This window comes from Pseudomonas sp. AC172, from assembly GCF_979258595.1.
Genome location: NZ_OZ409868.1, coordinates 5,933,314 through 5,948,836, shown reverse-complemented (window position 1 = coordinate 5,948,836; position 15,523 = coordinate 5,933,314). Strand labels below are relative to the sequence as shown.

The window sequence follows — 15,523 nt, the reverse complement described above, 5'->3', positions numbered from 1 at the left end:
ACAGCAAAGTGAAAAATGTAAGAAACATACACTTGCAAGCCACTAGTCCATCAGCGGCTTTCAGCAGACACTACCGGACTGCAACACGTATCAATGCTCATCGTTATAAACAAACTTGGGCATTTCCCAATGAAATCGAATGGCCAGCAGACGTAACAAAAAGCCGCCGAACAGAGTGATCAGAATGGCTTGCTCACCGGGCACATTCAGATACAGGCACAGCATGTAGCACCACGCTGCGGCGAAGGAGACGCTCGCATACAGCTCGCGGCGAAAGATCAGTGGAATGTCGTTGCAGAAAATATCGCGCAGGATGCCGCCGAACACCCCCGTGATCACGCCGCTGACCGACGCCACCAGCATGCCGTGGCCCATTTCCAGTGCGGTCATGCAGCCGATCAGGGTGAACGCCACCAGGCCGACGGCGTCGAGCACCAGAAACAGCGAACGCAAGTGACGCATCCAGCGTGCGGTGAATACCGTGAACATTGCTGCGACCGAGGTGAGCACGAGGTATTCCGGGTGTTTGACCCAAGTCAGTGGGTAATGCCCGAGCAGCACATCGCGCACCGAGCCTCCGCCCAAGGCTGTCACGCAGGCGATCAGCACCACGCCGAACCAGTCCATGCCGCGCCGTCCGGCAGAGAGGGCGCCAGTCATGGCTTCAGCGGTAATGGCGATCAAATAGAGCATCAGCAACATGGTGGCAATCCTGGCAGTAAGGCGCGCAGTTTAGCCACTACGCGCCGGCACCAACAGAGATGACGCTAACCTCGCTCCAGTTTAGAACCGCCGTCATTGATGAAGGAACGGCTAGCCGGAGTCACCACCAGCGGCGCTTCGAATCGGCAAATTGCATCCAGAGGAACCACTACAACCTACAACTCCGGGATTTCTTGTACAAATGCTTACAGGCAATTTGTCTGTTTGGCATTGTAGAAATAATGAAGGTATCAGCCTCGTTCCAGCCTAAAGCTTCGCTCTTTAAAGTTAGTGCGGATAGCCAGTTCATGTTTAGTTCCAAACTGATCCAGAACAGTGAAGCGGAAAACTTCCGACCTGTCGACGGGCGGTTGATTTCGTGCTGACGGGGACAGTGCCTGGACAACAGTCAGCTCTCCGATGCGATCGTTGACTTTAACCGCATAGTCCTTTTCATGATGAATAAACCTGATGGACTCAGGCGACACACCGGAAGCCTCGACAAATGGTAACGACAGGTTAAAAGTGTGCCGGTCCGGGTGGATCAGAACTCCTGCCTGAAACGCTGCATTCCATCCATCGACTTCATTGCCGAAGGCAAATACAACGCTCTCATCAGCACCCTCAGCAATCCATTCCACCAACTTTACTTGTTGTGCATGGGGATATAAGCCAAGGTAGTATTTGTAAATACGCTGACTTTTAAACCCGCCGTCGTACCAGACATTTTCCCAACGGAATTGCTCAATCGCATAGGTGACCGGCAGGATGGCCTCAATGCTGATACTGCTGTCATGCCTGCTCAGCAGAGTAGTTCCGTTACTGCGGATGACTGTGTTATCAAACTTTATGGACGCACCGATCTGGATGGCTTCAACATTTTCACTGGAGACCCAGAACGTGCGTACCCGTCGCTGGCCTGAAGGATCCTCGTCCCCATCATCCTCCATAACGGTGGCGGAGTGCGCTACTGCCAAGGTGAAACGGCCCTGCTCCGTACTGGCTCGCCAACCATTGCGCAAAGTTTTGCCGCTGTCATAGTGAATAAGACGAATACTCTCCATGACCTCGTCGGAAACAGCAACGATGTTACCATCGCGATCCAGACCAGCCACTACTACCTGCACCTTTACCTGCATGCGTCCATTGGCGTATAACACTTTGCTGCGACTGGATGCACCCGCGTCAAACTTTACGGCAAAACTACCGATGCTTTCTGCCGCACCTGACTCAACAGCTTGCCGTAATGTACTCAACGTTTCATTCATGAATTTCTTCCTTGATAGACATCAAATCGAACACTCCGAGCGTTCGAAAATACAGAGCGCCAGTAATAACATGCGCCAGGGAAATCCTTTTCTCAAAAGTGTAAGAAAAAACAAAAGATGATTACACCTTCAACTCAAGCAGACACTTAATTGAAACCCATCAAAGCCATTATTTTGTTCACGCGCAGAATAAAGTCACAACATTCAACATTAGAATATTTGCAACAATAATGCGTGGATAAAATTTACCTGGAAAGATTAGCGGGATGTCATTGCAACAGATGCCACCGACACGTTTCAATGCAGGAGCAACCGGTGGCAGCTCCTGCACAAACCACATCAAAACTTGATGAAATGCTTGCGGTAATGCTGCAACTCGGCGATCGATTCGCGGATGTCGTCCAGCGCCAGGTGCGTGCTGCCCTTCTTGAAGCTGTCGCGCACGTCTGGCGCCCAGCGAGCAGCCAGTTCCTTGAGCGTGGAGACATCGAGGTTGCGGTAGTGGAAGTAGCTTTCCAGCCCTTTCATGTGCGTATAAAGGAAGCGGCGATCCTGGCAGATGCTGTTGCCGCAGATCGGCGATTTGCCCTTCGGCACCCACTTTTCCAGGAAGGCGATGGTTTCGGCTTCTGCCTCGGCCATGCTGATGCGGCTGTCGCGCACGCGCTGGGTCAGGCCGGAGTTACCGTGGGTGCGGGTGTTCCACTCGTCCATGCGCGCGAGCACTTCGTCGCTGTGGTGGATGGCGATCACCGGGCCTTCGGCCAGCGTGTTGAGATCGCTGTCGGTGACGATGGTGGCCATCTCGATGATGACGTCGTTTTCCGGATCCAGACCGGTCATTTCCAGGTCGATCCAGATCAGGTTCTGCGGGTTTGGCATATTTCGGCTCCTAGGCAATGCTGCGCAGTTTAGCCTAGGCCGGTGGCCGGGCGTGCTAAACTCGCGGCCGTTTTACCTAATCGCTGCATTCTTCAGACGGAACACCCATGGCCAAACGCCAACTCAATCGTCGTCAAAACTGGCGCATCGAAAAGATTCAGGGCGAACGCGCCGCACGCGCCGCCAAACGCGAGTCCTCGGCGGTCGAAGCCCTTGAGGGCGGCGACCTGGGCCCGGAACAGACCGGTCTGGTGATCGCCCACTTCGGTGTGCAGGTCGAGGTCGAGGCCGTTGACGGTGATCAGGCCGGCCAGGTGTTCCGCTGCCACTTGCGCGCCAACCTGCCCGCGCTGGTAACCGGCGACACAGTCGTCTGGCGTGCCGGCAATCAGGGCATCGGTGTGATCGTCGCGCAGTTGCCGCGCACCACCGAACTGTGCCGTCCGGACAGCCGTGGCCAGCTCAAACCGGTGGCCGCCAACGTTGACATGATCGTCATCGTTTTTGCCCCCCTGCCCGAGCCGCATGCCAACCTGATCGACCGTTATCTGGTCGCCGCCGAACACGCCGGCATCCGTCCGTTGCTGCTGTTGAACAAGTTCGACCTGATCGACGAGCAGAACGCCCCGGCGCTCAATGCCCTGCTGGCGGTTTATCGCACCCTCGGTTATCCGGTACTGGAAGTGTCGGCGCACCATGGCAACGGTATGGAGCAACTGCAACAGCAGCTCGACGGACGCATCAGCGTGTTCGTCGGCCAGTCCGGCGTCGGTAAGTCGTCGCTGGTCAACAGCCTGCTGCCAGAGGTTGAAACCCGCGTCGGGCCGTTGTCCGAGCTGTCTGGCCAGGGCACGCACACCACGACCACCGCGCGGTTGTTCCACTTCCCCGGCGGCGGCGAATTGATCGACTCACCGGGTATCCGTGAATTCGGTTTGGGCCACGTCAGCCGCGCCGATGTCGAAGCCGGCTTTATCGAGTTCGATGACTTGCTCGGCACTTGCCGTTTCCGCGACTGCAAGCATGATCGCGAACCGGGCTGTGCGTTGCTCAAAGCGCTGGAAGACGGTCGCATCCAGCAGCAACGGATGAACAGCTACCGCTCGATCATCGCCAGTTTGCCGGAAAACGGCTACTGAGTAGCCAGACACAAAAAAGCCGCGATCATCTCGCGGCTTTTTTTTGCCTCAAACGCTGGCGGGCGGTTTTGGCACGACCACTTTCGGCTCAGGCTTCTGAAACGCATACAGATGCTGACGCACAATCCCGCCCGGCAATTCCTTGCCGAACACGCCATAACGCACAGGCCATTCCTTTGGCGGTAGCTTGAACGTGCCGAATAGCATGTCCACCAGTGGCGTATGGATCGCGTAGTTTTTGTAGATGTAATCCTTGTGCCGGGCGTGGTGCCAATGGTGGTAGCGCGGCAGCACGATCAGGTAGTTCAGCCCGCCACCATTGATCCGCACGTTGGCGTGCGCCAGTACTGCCTGTACGCCGACCAGAATCACGTAGGCGTTGAGTGCCTGAGGCGCGAAGCCCAGCAACATCAGAGGCACCAGCACGCCAGTGCGGGTCAGCAGGATTTCGATGAAGTGCACGCGCGAACCCGCGAGCCAGTCCATGTGCGTGCTGGAGTGATGCACTGCGTGGATGCGCCACAGCCACGGCACCACATGGTAGAGCCGGTGCAGCCAGTATTGGCCGAGATCGGCGACCAGCACCGCGAGCAGGAACTGCACCAGCAGCGGCAGGCTTTGCACGCTGGCCTGCAAACTCGGCGACATCGCCCAACCGGCGATGTAACTCGAAGAAGCGGTGATGAAGATCAGGATGAACTGCACCAGCATGTGGCTGACGAAGAAGTAGGTCAGGTCGGTGCGCCAGTGCGGGCGCAGGATGTTTTGCTCGGGGTCCTTGGAGTAGAGCTTCTCGAGAGGAATGAACACGATCGCAGATACCAGCAACGCCAGCACAAACCAGTCCAGGCCCAGCGAGTACGGAGTCTGTCCGATCGAACTGACCTGGACATTGGTGCCACCGAGGAACACTGCCAACCCCGATGCAACCAGACCGGTAATTCCCAGGCGTTTACGTTTGTTGAGCAGGATATTCAGGGTGCCGAGGCTGAATGACAGCACTAGACCGAGCAACAGCGTGGTGCGCGCGAACTGCTCGTCATAGACCTTGCGCAGTTCGGCCGTGGTCAGCCATTCGGGAAACAGGAAGCAGAACACTGCCAGCAGGCTCAACAGCCCGAGGGTGGCTGAAATGTAGCCACTGACCCGCCCTTCACCAAACTTGAAGGGTGCGTTGCCGTGCCGTTGAAAATAGGCTTTGAGTCTTTCCATAACTGATCTTCCGTGATTGCGAAAACTGCGACTGGTGATTGCGACGCAGGCAGAAACAAAAAAGCCACGGTGACCGTGGCTTTTTGTGGATCACTGCTTGGGCGCGGGCGCCGGGGCAGTCGTTGGGGCCGTGGCGGGTGGCGCCGCACTGCCCGGCTCAGCCGGTTTCGGCGCCGCGTCGTCGAACAGGTTCAGCCGTTCGCGCAGTTCATGCGCCGGCACCGGTTGCTGATCCGCCGGCAGTGCATTCGGGTCGACCGGCGCTGCCGGAGCAGCACCGTTCTGACCTTGATCCGCCGGTTTCGCCGGATCCGCACCTTGCGCACCTTCGATCGCCGCCTGGGCTTTCTTGGTCAGCACCACAATGTCGATCCGGCGGTTGACCGGGTTGAACGGGTTTTCCTTGTCGAACAACGCCGACGAGGCATAACCGACAACCCGCGCCACTTGCGCATCCGGATAGCTACCGGCGACCAAGGCACGACGGGCGGCGTTGGCACGGTTGGCCGACAACTCCCAGTTACCGAAATCACCGGTACCGGTGTACGGCTTGGCGTCCGTGTGACCGCTGATGCTGATCTTGTTCGGCACCGCTTTGATGGTGTCGGCCATGGCCAGCAGGATGTCTTCGAAGTATGGCTTCAGGCGTGCAGAACCCGAGTCGAACATCGGCCGGTTCTCGGCATCCATGATCTGGATGCGCAAGCCGTTCGGCGTGATCTCGAAGAGGATCTGGTCCTTGAACTTCTGCAGTTGCGGGTTCTCGTCGACCTTGTTCTGCAGTTCTTGCAGGAGCAGTTCCAGACGTTCCTTCTCGACCTGCTCGGCCATGCCTTCAACCTGCTCGGTGTCGACCGTGACCTTGTCGGGCTGCGGTTGCGACTTCACTTCCGGGTTGAGGGTGTTTTCCGGCGCCAGAGTCGGCGTGCCGCCCAGGTCGATAATGTACGGCGTGCCGCTTTCGGAGAAGCCGACCGGGTCTTTGAAGTAACCGGCGATGGCGATCTTCTGCTCCGGAGTTGCCGTGGACAGCAGCCACAACACCAGGAAGAACGCCATCATCGCCGTGGCGAAGTCGGCGAAGGCGATTTTCCACGCCCCGCCGTGATGCCCGCCGGCTATGCGCTTGACGCGCTTGATGATAATCGGCTGATTATTTTCCATTTCTTAGCGACCGCGAACGGCTTGTTCCAGCTCGGCAAAGCTTGGACGGTGGGCCGGGTACAGCACCTTGCGACCGAACTCGACTGCCAGCGACGGTGGCATGCCGGAAGCAGAAGCGACCAGCGAGGCCTTGATGGCTTCGTAGACGTTCAGCTCTTCCTTGGCATCGTGGGCCAGGGAATGCGCCAGCGGGCCGAAGAAACCGTACGCCGCGAGAATACCGAAGAAGGTACCGACCAGTGCCGCACCGACGTGCAGACCAATGGACTTCTGATCACCTTCACCCAGCGAGGCCATGGTCACCACGATACCGAGAACCGCCGCAACAATACCGAAACCGGGCATGGCGTCGGCGATGCCGTTCACCGCGTGGGACGGATGCTCAAGGTCTTCTTTGAGGCTGTACAGTTCCATATCGAACAAGCCTTCCAGCTCGTGCGGGGCCATGTTGCCGGACGACATGATGCGCAGGTAATCGCAGATGAACGCAGTCATGCGCTCGTCTTTGAGCACCGCCGGATACTTGGCGAAGATCGGGCTCGCGGCGGCATCTTCGATGTCGCCCTCGATGGCCATCATGCCTTCGCGGCGGCTCTTGTTGAGGATCTCGTAGATCAGCCCGAGCACTTCCAGGTAGAACGTGTGGCTGAAACGCGAACTGAACATGCTCAGGGATTTCTTGAGCACGTGCATCGTCATGTAACCGGGGTTGGCCTGGAGGAATGCACCCAGTGCCGCACCGCCGATGATCATCACCTCGAAAGGCTGGATCAGGGCGGCAATCTTGCCGTGGGAGAGCACGTATCCGCCGAGCACGCTCGCGAATACGACGATGATGCCGATAATTTTAGCCATAGGTAGAAAGTACTTACTTAAGTCGGGTTCAAGGTCATATTCGGAAGTTAAAAAATCTCTTCTTCTACTTATCGGCAAAACTGCGCCAGACTATAGCCAGTTCAGGCGAAAAGCCAATTTAGCCCATGCCGGGCGCGTCTACAGTCAGTGAAGATCCCCTCCAGACATGGCTAATGAAACGAACGTCCCACACGCAAAACCGACCACGCTCGACGGCTGGGTCAAGTTGCTCGACAGCGTCCGCCTGCCCGTCCCGCAAGAGGCTCACGACAAGGTCTGCCGGGCGATCCGCGACAATCGCAGCTCGTTGCGCGACATCGCCGACCTGATGCAGGACAGCCCGGCGCTGGCCTTGAGCATCATTCGTGAGGCGAATCGTCACACCCACGGGACCATGGCCACGCCGGCAGAGAATCTTGAGGTGGCGATCAATCGTCTGGGCCTCGCCCGCACCGAAGAGCTGCTGGCGCGCCTGCCCGCCGAACCGCTGATACAAATTCCCAAAGCCCTGCGCCAGTTGCAGATGATCAGCCAGCACGCGACGCAGCAGGCCAACGGTTTTTTTGCCAGTCGCCTGGCGCGGCTGTGGCAAGACATTCATTGGGGCAGCCTGCTGTTTTTGTCGCCACTGTGGCCATTGGCGCTGACGTATCCGCAATTGCTCGAAGAGTGGGAGCTGCGGGTTATCCACAAGGGCGAATCGGCGCGCGTGGTCGAAAAACAATTGTTTGGTGTACGCCTGCTGAAAATCGCAGAAGCGCTGGTGCAGGCCTGGCACCTGCCGATCTGGGTGCAGCAGGGTTATAAACTGCTGCTCAGTGAACAGCGTGAACTGGTGAAAGTGCTGCGCATCGCCCGCGACAGCGAACATCCGCTGCGCCAGCAAAATCGCCTCGACGATGACCCGACGTTGCGCCGCTGGCTCAACCAGCCAGCCAACACCGTGCTGCTGGCCAACGGTCTGGCGCTGTCGGCGCAGCAGGCCTGGGACAGTCCGCACAGCGAACGCTGGCAGTATCTGACCAGCCTTTATCTGCAGATCTCGATGGATGAAGTGCAGCAACAACTGCATCAGCAGGCTGCCAACAGCGCCCGTTATCATGCGATGCCGGATCTGTGGCACCCGGCGGTTTCGCTGCTGTGGCCGTGGGGCACGCGGCGCTTGCCGGCGGGCATGTTGCCGGCCGCCGCGCCCTCCGCTGAAGACCTCGGTCAATGGCGCAAGCAATGCGCCGAACTGCTGGCCGAACCGAGCCGCTTCACCAATGCGATGAGCCTGACCGTCGCCGCTCGCGATGCACTGGTTGCCAGCGGCATGCGCCGGGTGATGATCCTGATGGCCGATCGCACGCAGTCGAGTCTGCGCGTGAATCAAACCGCCGGGCTGCCGAAAGAAGCGGCCGCCCTGAATTTTGTCGTCAGCCAGAGCAGCGTGCTGCAGCGGCTTTTGGCGCAACAAGCGCAAGTGCGGATTACCCCGGACAACAACGCACAATTCTCCGCGCTGCTGCCACCGGGCCTGCGCGCACTGTTTCGCGGCGAGCATCTGTTCCTGCGCTCGCTGGTGAACAACGGCCGGGTGATCATGATCGTCGTCGCCGATCAGGGCGGCGGGCCGTTCGCCGACATCACCGTGCAAGCCTTTGGCAAAACCGCGCAGTGCATCGAGAAAGCACTGCACAGCTTTAGCAGCCGTGGCCGATGAGGCTGCGCTACAATCCTCCCCTTTGTGCCCTGGAGACCTCACATGTCTGACTTCTCTGGCTTGCCGCTCGTCATCGAGCCGAGCGACCTGCTCCCGCGCCTCGACTCCCCTGAACTGATTCTGGTGGATCTGACCAGCGCTGCCCGCTACACCGAAGGTCATCTGCCCGGCGCACGCTTTGTCGATCCGAAACGCACCCAGCTCGGCCAGCCGCCGGCGCCGGGATTGCTGCCGGCCAAAGCCGATCTGGAAGCGTTGTTCGGTGAACTGGGCCATCGCAAGGACGCGGTCTACGTCGTGTATGACGACGAAGGCGGCGGCTGGGCCGGCCGCTTCATCTGGCTGCTCGACGTCATCGGTCACGACAAGTACCACTATATAGACGGTGGTCTGCCGGCGTGGCTGGCGGATGGCATGCCGATGTCGATCCAGGTACCGGCAGCCGTTGGCGGTCCGTTGTCGTTGACCCTGCACGAAGCGCCGACCGCCACCCGTGAATACTTGCAAAGCCGTCTCGGTGCTGCCGATCTGGCGATCTGGGACGCGCGCGGGCCGCTGGAGTACTCCGGCGAGAAAGTCCTGGCCGCCAAGGCCGGGCACATTCCGGGCGCGGTCAACTTCGAATGGACCGCCGGCATGGACAAGGCCCGTCAGCTGCGTATTCGCACAGACATGCCGCAGATCCTCGAAGACCTCGGGATCACCAAGGACAAAGAAATAATTACCCACTGCCAGACCCATCACCGGTCGGGCTTCACTTATCTGGTGGCCAAGTCCCTCGGTTATCCGCGGGTCAAGGGCTACGCCGGTTCCTGGGGCGAATGGGGCAACCACCCTGACACGCCTGTCGAGATTTAAGGTTTTTAAGGACAACTAATGAAAGAGCGTCTGTTTATCCTCAGCCAGTACCTGCTGCCTCATCACCTGCTGTCGCGCCTGGCCGGCTGCATTGCCGAGTGCCGCGTGCGCTGGTTCAAGAATGCCTTCACCCAGTGGTTCGCCAAACGCTACCAGGTGGACATGTCACAAGCGCTGGTCGAAGACCTGACCGCTTACGAGCACTTCAACGCTTTCTTCACCCGCGCCCTGAAAGACGGCGCGCGGCCACTGGACGAGACTCCGGGCGCGATCCTCAGCCCGGCCGACGGAGCGGTCAGCCAGCTCGGCCCGATCGAGCACGGTCGCGTGTTCCAGGCCAAGGGCCACAGCTTCAGCGTGCTGGAACTGCTCGGCGGAGATGCGGCCAATGCAGCGCCGTTCATGGGCGGCGACTTCGCCACCATCTACCTGTCTCCGAAGGACTACCACCGCGTGCACATGCCGCTGGCCGGCACCCTGCGCGAGATGGTCTACATCCCGGGCCGCATCTTCTCGGTCAACCAGACCACGGCCGAAAACGTTCCGGAACTGTTCGCCCGCAACGAGCGCGTGGCGTGCATCTTCGACACCGAGCGCGGGCCGATGGCCGTTGTACTGGTGGGCGCGATGATCGTCGCTTCGATCGAAACCGTGTGGGCCGGTCTGGTCACCCCGCCGAAGCGCGAACTGAAAACCTTCCGCTACGACGAAGCCGCCCGTGCCCCGATCCATCTGGAAAAAGGCGCCGAACTGGGTCGCTTCAAGCTGGGTTCGACCGCGATCGTGCTGTTCGGGCCGGATCAGGTTAAATGGGCTGAAGACCTGGTCGCCGGTTCGCCGGTGCAGATGGGCCAAGGCCTGGCGCTGCCAAAAGCCTGATTGACCATTGCGGGAGTCGCCTCAGGCGCTCCCGCAGATTGCATTATTTGCTGCTATGGTTTTTGGCATGAGCCAGACCAACTCCCCGCTGTCCCTTCACGCGCCAACCCCGTCGCAAACGCGCCTGTCGTTTTGCGAAGCGACTTCGCGCGACCTCAAGCGCTGGATTGCCGACCTGCCAAAAGCCAACATCGGCGAAACCGCCCGCCTGCTTTATCAAGCCTTGGGCGAACTGAATCTGTTGCTCACGCCCAGCGACAACCGCCTCAACCTGCTGGAGCTGATACGCCCCGAAGTGTATTTCGTCTGCCAGCATCTGGAGCGGCATTTCCTGCACCAGGCGATCATGCTCGACGAGCGTTCGCGAAAGATCAGTAATCTTTGTCAGGCACTGCAAAGCCATCTGGCTGTCGGCTACAAACAGATCGTGCTACGCATTGCACCGAAGTACAGCAAGGATCGCGCTGCATTGGTCAGCATGGCCCTGCAACGGGCAGCCCATGCGCTCAAAGGCCAGTTGCTGCGCGCCACGCAGTTATACAGCTCGCCGCCGGAACATCTGTGGTTCGAACTGCATCAGCTGTATCGCAGCGCCGCTGAATTACAACTGCAACACCGCCGCGTGCACGACGATCTGGCCAGCCTGACAACAGAGTTGAGCCTGGAACAGACCTACATTGCTGCACTCTTGCTGGGCAGCGCCCGTTGCAATCAGTTGCGGCAGAACCAGATCGCCCGCCTGGCTGAAGTGCTGGAGCCGTGGAGTGCATTGCTCAAACTGCATCCCGCAAGCCCGGACGCTGGCCTGTTGGCGATCAGCGCGGAACTGGATGCGGGTCCTCGCTATCGCAGCATGTTTCGCAGCGAGCAACAGCGTGGATTACTTGGCTTCGATCCGCAGCCGCTGGTGAATGCCATCGAAGCGCATTTGCTGCATCAGCACACGTCGACGTCGACGCCGCTGCCCGTCCCGGCCGGGCTGAGCTTCGATACCTTGCAGCACCTGCATGCAGCCTGGGGTCAGGCTGCAGAACGCAGTTTTCAGCGCACTGTCGGCCAAGGCAATCTGACCGTGTGCGTCGGCATGAGCGCCCTGCACTTCTACCTCGGCGGCGAGCGCAGTTTCAGCGAACTGCTCAAGCATCCAGGTGCAAGCTCGGCGAATTTCAGCCATGCCGTCGCCCAAGGTGAAAAGGACAGTTGGAGTCAGGCCTTCGACGCAGCACCGCAGAGCAAGGCCGATGAGTTTTTACCCTACGAGGAAATTCAGTACGACCATTTGCTCGAGGATGAAGGCGCCACCGACAGCACACCGCATTACCCGACCCATGCCCTGCCGGTGATCAATCACAGCCCCGGCGGTTACTGTCTGGCGTGGCCAAGTGAAGTGCCCGCCGAGTTACAGGCCGGAGAAATGCTTGGGATTCAGGACAGTATCGGCCTGGGCTGGAGCATTGCGGTGATCCGCTGGATTCGACAGGTGCGCGGCGGCGGCACGCAGATGGGCATTGAACTGGTGGCACCGCACGCGCAGCCCTGCGGTTTGCAACTGGTGCGTTCGCGGGACGACCACAGTCAGTATTTGCGCGGATTATTGTTACCGGAGATCAGCGCGATCGATCTACCGGCAACCTTGCTGGCGCCGCGATTGCCGTTTCAGGAAGGCAACAAGGTGATGATCAACACCTTGGGCGAGGAGCACCGCGCCGGGCTGGATCGCCGGGTGGCGAGTACGCACAGTTTCAATCAGTTTGCCTATCGCTCGCTGGAGGCTACGCGCAATGGCGGGAGCGAGGAGGATTTTGATTCGCTGTGGAAGTCGCTTTAAGTACCCGCCGATGAATCGGCGGCGCTACCTTCGCGAGCAGGCTCGCTCCCACATGGAATGCATTTCAACTGTGGGAACGAGCCTGCTCGCGAAGAGGCCAAGTCAGGCGATAGAGAACTCAGAGCTGGCCGTCGCGATCACGGAAACCCAGCAGATACAGCACGCCATCCAGACCCAACGTCGAAATCGCCTGCTTCGCCGACTGCTTGACCAGTGGCTTGGCGCGAAACGCCACGCCCAGCCCGGCAATCGCCAGCATCGGCAGGTCATTCGCGCCGTCGCCGACCGCGATGGTCTGCTCCAGACGCAAACCTTCCTTGTGCGCCAGCTCTTTCAGCAAATCAGCCTTGCGCTGCGCATCGACAATCGGCTCGATCGCAACGCCAGTGCACTTGCCGTCGACCACTTCCAGTTCATTGGCAAACACGTAATCGATGCCGAGTTTGGCCTGCAACTGCTTGGCGAAATAGGTGAAGCCGCCCGAGAGGATCGCGGTCTTGTAGCCCAGACGCTTGAGTTCGGCGAACAGCGTTTCTGCGCCCTCGGTCAGACGCAGCGAGGCACCGATCGAATCCAGCACGCTGACATCCAGACCTTTGAGCAAAGCCAGACGCTCTTTGAAACTGGCGCGAAAATCCAGTTCGCCAGCCATCGCCCGTTCGGTGATTTCCGATACTTGCTCGCCAACGCCGGCGGCCTTGGCCAATTCGTCGATGACCTCGGCTTCGATCAGCGTCGAGTCCATGTCGAACACCGCCAGGCGACGATTACGACGGAACAGCGAATCTTCCTGGAAAGCGATGTCGACGTTCAGTTCTTGGGCAACGCTGAGGAATTCGGCCCGCAGTGCCTGCGGATCGGCCGCTTCGCCACGCACGGAAAACTCGATGCAGCCTTTGCCTTTATCGGCCGGCGTATCCAGAGGCATACGACCCGACAGACGGTCGATGTGATCGATGTTCAGGCCATATTTGGCGGTGATCGAGCTGACCGCCTGCAATTGGCCGGCGGTCACTTTGCGCGTCAACAGGGTGACGATGTGGCGTTTCTTGCCCTGATTGCCCACCCATTGCTGGTAATCCTCTTCGGACACCGGCGTGAAGCGCACCTGCTGGTCGAGCTCGTAGCCCTTGAACAGAATGTCCTTGAGCACGGACTTGCCTTGCTCGGAATCGGGGATTTCAACCAGGATGCCGAACGACAGGGTGTCGTGGATCACCGCCTGACCGATGTCGAGAATGTTCACACCACCTTGTGCCAGAACGCCGGTAATGGCCGCAGTCAGACCCGGACGGTCGACTCCCGTGATGTTAATCAGGACGATTTCGCGCAACGCGCACCCCCGCAACTGGAAAAAAACCGCATTCTACCCACTTTCAGTGACCATCGGGCACCGCGAGCGCTTTGCCGGTCTAGGGCCTGTCGCTATACTGCGCGTCAACTTCACGGACAAAAGAGCCGAGCTCAGTGAACCGGCCCACGCCAGTTAAAACCGATAACTTCTTCCTGCTGATCTTCCGTGCACTGCGCCACCGCCGTGTACCGATTGCATTGCGCATTGCCAGCCATAACGTGATCCTGGTCGCTCTGGCCCTGGTGATCTATGCCGGCGTGATGGGTTTGCAATTCAAGCAGGCCATGCACCAGCAGGCCGATGCGCTGGGCGAAAGCCTGACCACGCAGACCGCGACCTCTGCCACGGAGCTGTTGGTGTCCAACGACATCCTCAGCCTCAATGTGCTGCTCAACAACCTGACCAAGAACAAACTGGTGGCCCACGCGGCGATCTACAGCGTGGATAACCGCATCCTCGCCGAGTCCGGTCAGCGGCCCAAGCACAGCCTGCTGGGCGAAGCCGAAGGCATGTACGAGAGCAAGATCACTTTCCAGGACGTGACTGCCGGGCAACTGCGCATCAGCCTGGATATGGATCAATTCCAGCAGCCGATGACCATCAGCCTGCAAAGCATGGGCATTCTCAGCGGGATTCTGCTGGCGCTGTCGCTGGCCCTGAGCCTGCGCATGGGCCGCTATCTGTCGACGCCGCTGCTGCAATTGCGCGTCTGGCTGCGCCGCATCGACGAACACACGCCGGGCATCGATCGTCAGGATGAGATTGGCGATCTGGCGCGTCAGTTGCACGCCAACTACGCGCCGGAGCCTGCACCGGAACCGGAGCCTGAGTTCGAGGACGAAGAAGACGAGCCGGAATTCGAGGTGCGCAACTTGCGTGATCCGAGTTTCGACGAAACCCGTCCGATGGCCGCGCAGAAGCCTGCACCGCGACATCTGGTCAGCACCGTCGAAGACGATGATGACGATGACGCATTCGCCGACCTGCGCGACGAATCGCTCAGTGGCGCGCCCCAACCCGTGGTCCGTAAACCGTCGCCAAGCGTGCCGCAGCACACCGCCGTGCTGGCCGTGCAACTGGGCTCGCAGGAACAACTGCGCCGCTTGCCACGGGCACGTCTGGAAGAGTTGCAGGAGCGCTATCGCGACTGCCTCGATCAGGCTGCCTCGTTGTATCAGGGCGAAATCGAAACCCTGAACGACGGCAGCACGCTGATGCTGTTTCACACCGAAGACAGCGGCGATGACTACCTGACCAACGCGATCTGCTGCGGCGAACTGCTGCGGGCGCTGGGCCATCAATTGCAGATTGAAGTCGCTGACAGCGGCATCACCCTGCAATTGCAGTTGGGCCTGACCTTGGGTGACGAGCTGTTTGGCCTGAGCCAGATTGATCTGCTGCTGACCGATTCGGCACAGGATGCGTTGGCCTTGTCGCAACACAGCCGCAACCTGCTGCTGGTTGAGCGCAAGATCAGTGATGACGCGCTGATCCGCCAGCGTGCGCGAATCCGCCCGATTGCCAGCCCTGAGGGTGCTTGCTGCGTGGAGCGGTTGATGGAGCCTTATCCGTCGATGCTCGAACGGCAGCTGGCGCGGATGCACGAGCGTCGGGCTTAAGTTTTAGGCTTGACACAGAAGCCCGCAGACAAGTGATTGTCTGCGGGCTTTTTTGTTG

Annotated in this window: 13 protein-coding genes; 6 read left to right on the top strand and 7 right to left on the bottom strand. The window is 59.4% G+C overall.

The features are described from left to right. Positions 1-90: 90 nt before the first annotated feature. The 3 genes from ACZ0A4_RS26835 to orn form a co-directional block, all read right to left on the bottom strand. Positions 91-702 carry a trimeric intracellular cation channel family protein gene (locus ACZ0A4_RS26835; protein WP_137217697.1) on the bottom strand — a complete coding sequence of 204 codons (612 nt, stop codon included), beginning with the start codon at positions 700-702 and terminating at the stop codon, positions 91-93. Positions 703-953: 251 nt separating this feature from the next. After that, positions 954-1,970, bottom strand: a complete 1,017-nt coding sequence (locus ACZ0A4_RS26830; RefSeq protein ID WP_463576958.1) for a hypothetical protein — start codon at positions 1,968-1,970, stop codon at positions 954-956. A gap of 339 nt (positions 1,971-2,309) precedes the next feature. Continuing rightward, positions 2,310-2,852: an oligoribonuclease gene (gene orn, locus ACZ0A4_RS26825; protein WP_016985703.1), complete on the bottom strand. Its 543-nt coding sequence runs from the start codon at positions 2,850-2,852 to the stop codon at positions 2,310-2,312. A gap of 107 nt (positions 2,853-2,959) precedes the next feature. On the opposite strand from orn, the gene rsgA reads away from it, so the two are divergent. Next, positions 2,960-3,991: a small ribosomal subunit biogenesis GTPase RsgA gene (rsgA, locus tag ACZ0A4_RS26820; RefSeq protein WP_038360332.1), complete on the top strand. Its 1,032-nt coding sequence runs from the start codon at positions 2,960-2,962 to the stop codon at positions 3,989-3,991. Positions 3,992-4,039: 48 nt separating this feature from the next. Here rsgA and ACZ0A4_RS26815 read toward each other — a convergent pair whose 3' ends face one another. From ACZ0A4_RS26815 to motA, 3 genes are all read right to left on the bottom strand, one after another. Continuing rightward, positions 4,040-5,203 carry a sterol desaturase family protein gene (locus ACZ0A4_RS26815; protein WP_463576956.1) on the bottom strand — a complete coding sequence of 388 codons (1,164 nt, stop codon included), beginning with the start codon at positions 5,201-5,203 and terminating at the stop codon, positions 4,040-4,042. Positions 5,204-5,293: 90 nt separating this feature from the next. Beyond that, positions 5,294-6,367, bottom strand: a complete 1,074-nt coding sequence (gene motB, locus ACZ0A4_RS26810) for a flagellar motor protein MotB (RefSeq protein ID WP_463576955.1) — start codon at positions 6,365-6,367, stop codon at positions 5,294-5,296. Between the two features lie 3 nt (positions 6,368-6,370). Beyond that, the gene (gene motA / locus ACZ0A4_RS26805) at positions 6,371-7,222 is read right to left on the bottom strand and encodes a flagellar motor stator protein MotA (protein WP_007952169.1); all 852 of its coding nucleotides are present in this window, start codon (positions 7,220-7,222) and stop codon (positions 6,371-6,373) included. 166 nt (positions 7,223-7,388) lie between these two features. On the opposite strand from motA, the gene ACZ0A4_RS26800 reads away from it, so the two are divergent. From ACZ0A4_RS26800 to ACZ0A4_RS26785, 4 genes are all read left to right on the top strand, one after another. Next, the gene (locus ACZ0A4_RS26800; protein WP_463576954.1) at positions 7,389-8,927 is read left to right on the top strand and encodes an HDOD domain-containing protein; all 1,539 of its coding nucleotides are present in this window, start codon (positions 7,389-7,391) and stop codon (positions 8,925-8,927) included. A gap of 42 nt (positions 8,928-8,969) precedes the next feature. Further along, on the top strand, positions 8,970-9,785 hold the full coding sequence (rhdA, locus tag ACZ0A4_RS26795) for a thiosulfate sulfurtransferase (RefSeq protein ID WP_463576952.1): 816 nt from the start codon (positions 8,970-8,972) through the stop codon (positions 9,783-9,785). An 18-nt stretch (positions 9,786-9,803) separates the two neighbouring features. Further along, positions 9,804-10,664 (top strand): archaetidylserine decarboxylase, encoded by an 861-nt coding sequence (gene asd, locus ACZ0A4_RS26790; RefSeq protein ID WP_463576951.1) that lies wholly within the window; start codon positions 9,804-9,806, stop codon positions 10,662-10,664. Positions 10,665-10,731: 67 nt separating this feature from the next. After that, positions 10,732-12,492 (top strand): molecular chaperone, encoded by a 1,761-nt coding sequence (locus ACZ0A4_RS26785; protein WP_463576949.1) that lies wholly within the window; start codon positions 10,732-10,734, stop codon positions 12,490-12,492. A gap of 118 nt (positions 12,493-12,610) precedes the next feature. Here the strand turns inward: ACZ0A4_RS26785 and serB are convergent, their stop codons facing one another. Next, positions 12,611-13,825, bottom strand: a complete 1,215-nt coding sequence (serB, locus tag ACZ0A4_RS26780; RefSeq protein ID WP_008079219.1) for a phosphoserine phosphatase SerB — start codon at positions 13,823-13,825, stop codon at positions 12,611-12,613. A 134-nt stretch (positions 13,826-13,959) separates the two neighbouring features. Between serB and ACZ0A4_RS26775 the strand changes: the two genes are divergently transcribed. Further along, entirely contained in the window at positions 13,960-15,465 is a 1,506-nt protein-coding gene (locus ACZ0A4_RS26775; RefSeq protein ID WP_463576948.1) for an AhpA/YtjB family protein, read from the top strand. Positions 15,466-15,523: the final 58 nt, after the last annotated feature.

What these genes read in the sequence shown, in the direction of transcription:
- asd (WP_463576951.1), top strand. Translation starts at nt 9,804, where the DNA reads ATGAAAGAGCGTCTGTTTATCCTCAGCCAGTACCTGCTGCCTCATCAC.
- motA (WP_007952169.1), bottom strand. Translation starts at nt 7,222, where the DNA reads ATGGCTAAAATTATCGGCATCATCGTCGTATTCGCGAGCGTGCTCGGC.
- ACZ0A4_RS26800 (WP_463576954.1), top strand. Translation starts at nt 7,389, where the DNA reads ATGGCTAATGAAACGAACGTCCCACACGCAAAACCGACCACGCTCGAC.
- rhdA (WP_463576952.1), top strand. Translation starts at nt 8,970, where the DNA reads ATGTCTGACTTCTCTGGCTTGCCGCTCGTCATCGAGCCGAGCGACCTG.
- ACZ0A4_RS26815 (WP_463576956.1), bottom strand. Translation starts at nt 5,203, where the DNA reads ATGGAAAGACTCAAAGCCTATTTTCAACGGCACGGCAACGCACCCTTC.
- orn (WP_016985703.1), bottom strand. Translation starts at nt 2,852, where the DNA reads ATGCCAAACCCGCAGAACCTGATCTGGATCGACCTGGAAATGACCGGT.
- rsgA (WP_038360332.1), top strand. Translation starts at nt 2,960, where the DNA reads ATGGCCAAACGCCAACTCAATCGTCGTCAAAACTGGCGCATCGAAAAG.
- ACZ0A4_RS26835 (WP_137217697.1), bottom strand. Translation starts at nt 702, where the DNA reads ATGTTGCTGATGCTCTATTTGATCGCCATTACCGCTGAAGCCATGACT.
- motB (WP_463576955.1), bottom strand. Translation starts at nt 6,367, where the DNA reads ATGGAAAATAATCAGCCGATTATCATCAAGCGCGTCAAGCGCATAGCC.
- ACZ0A4_RS26785 (WP_463576949.1), top strand. Translation starts at nt 10,732, where the DNA reads ATGAGCCAGACCAACTCCCCGCTGTCCCTTCACGCGCCAACCCCGTCG.
- ACZ0A4_RS26830 (WP_463576958.1), bottom strand. Translation starts at nt 1,970, where the DNA reads ATGAATGAAACGTTGAGTACATTACGGCAAGCTGTTGAGTCAGGTGCG.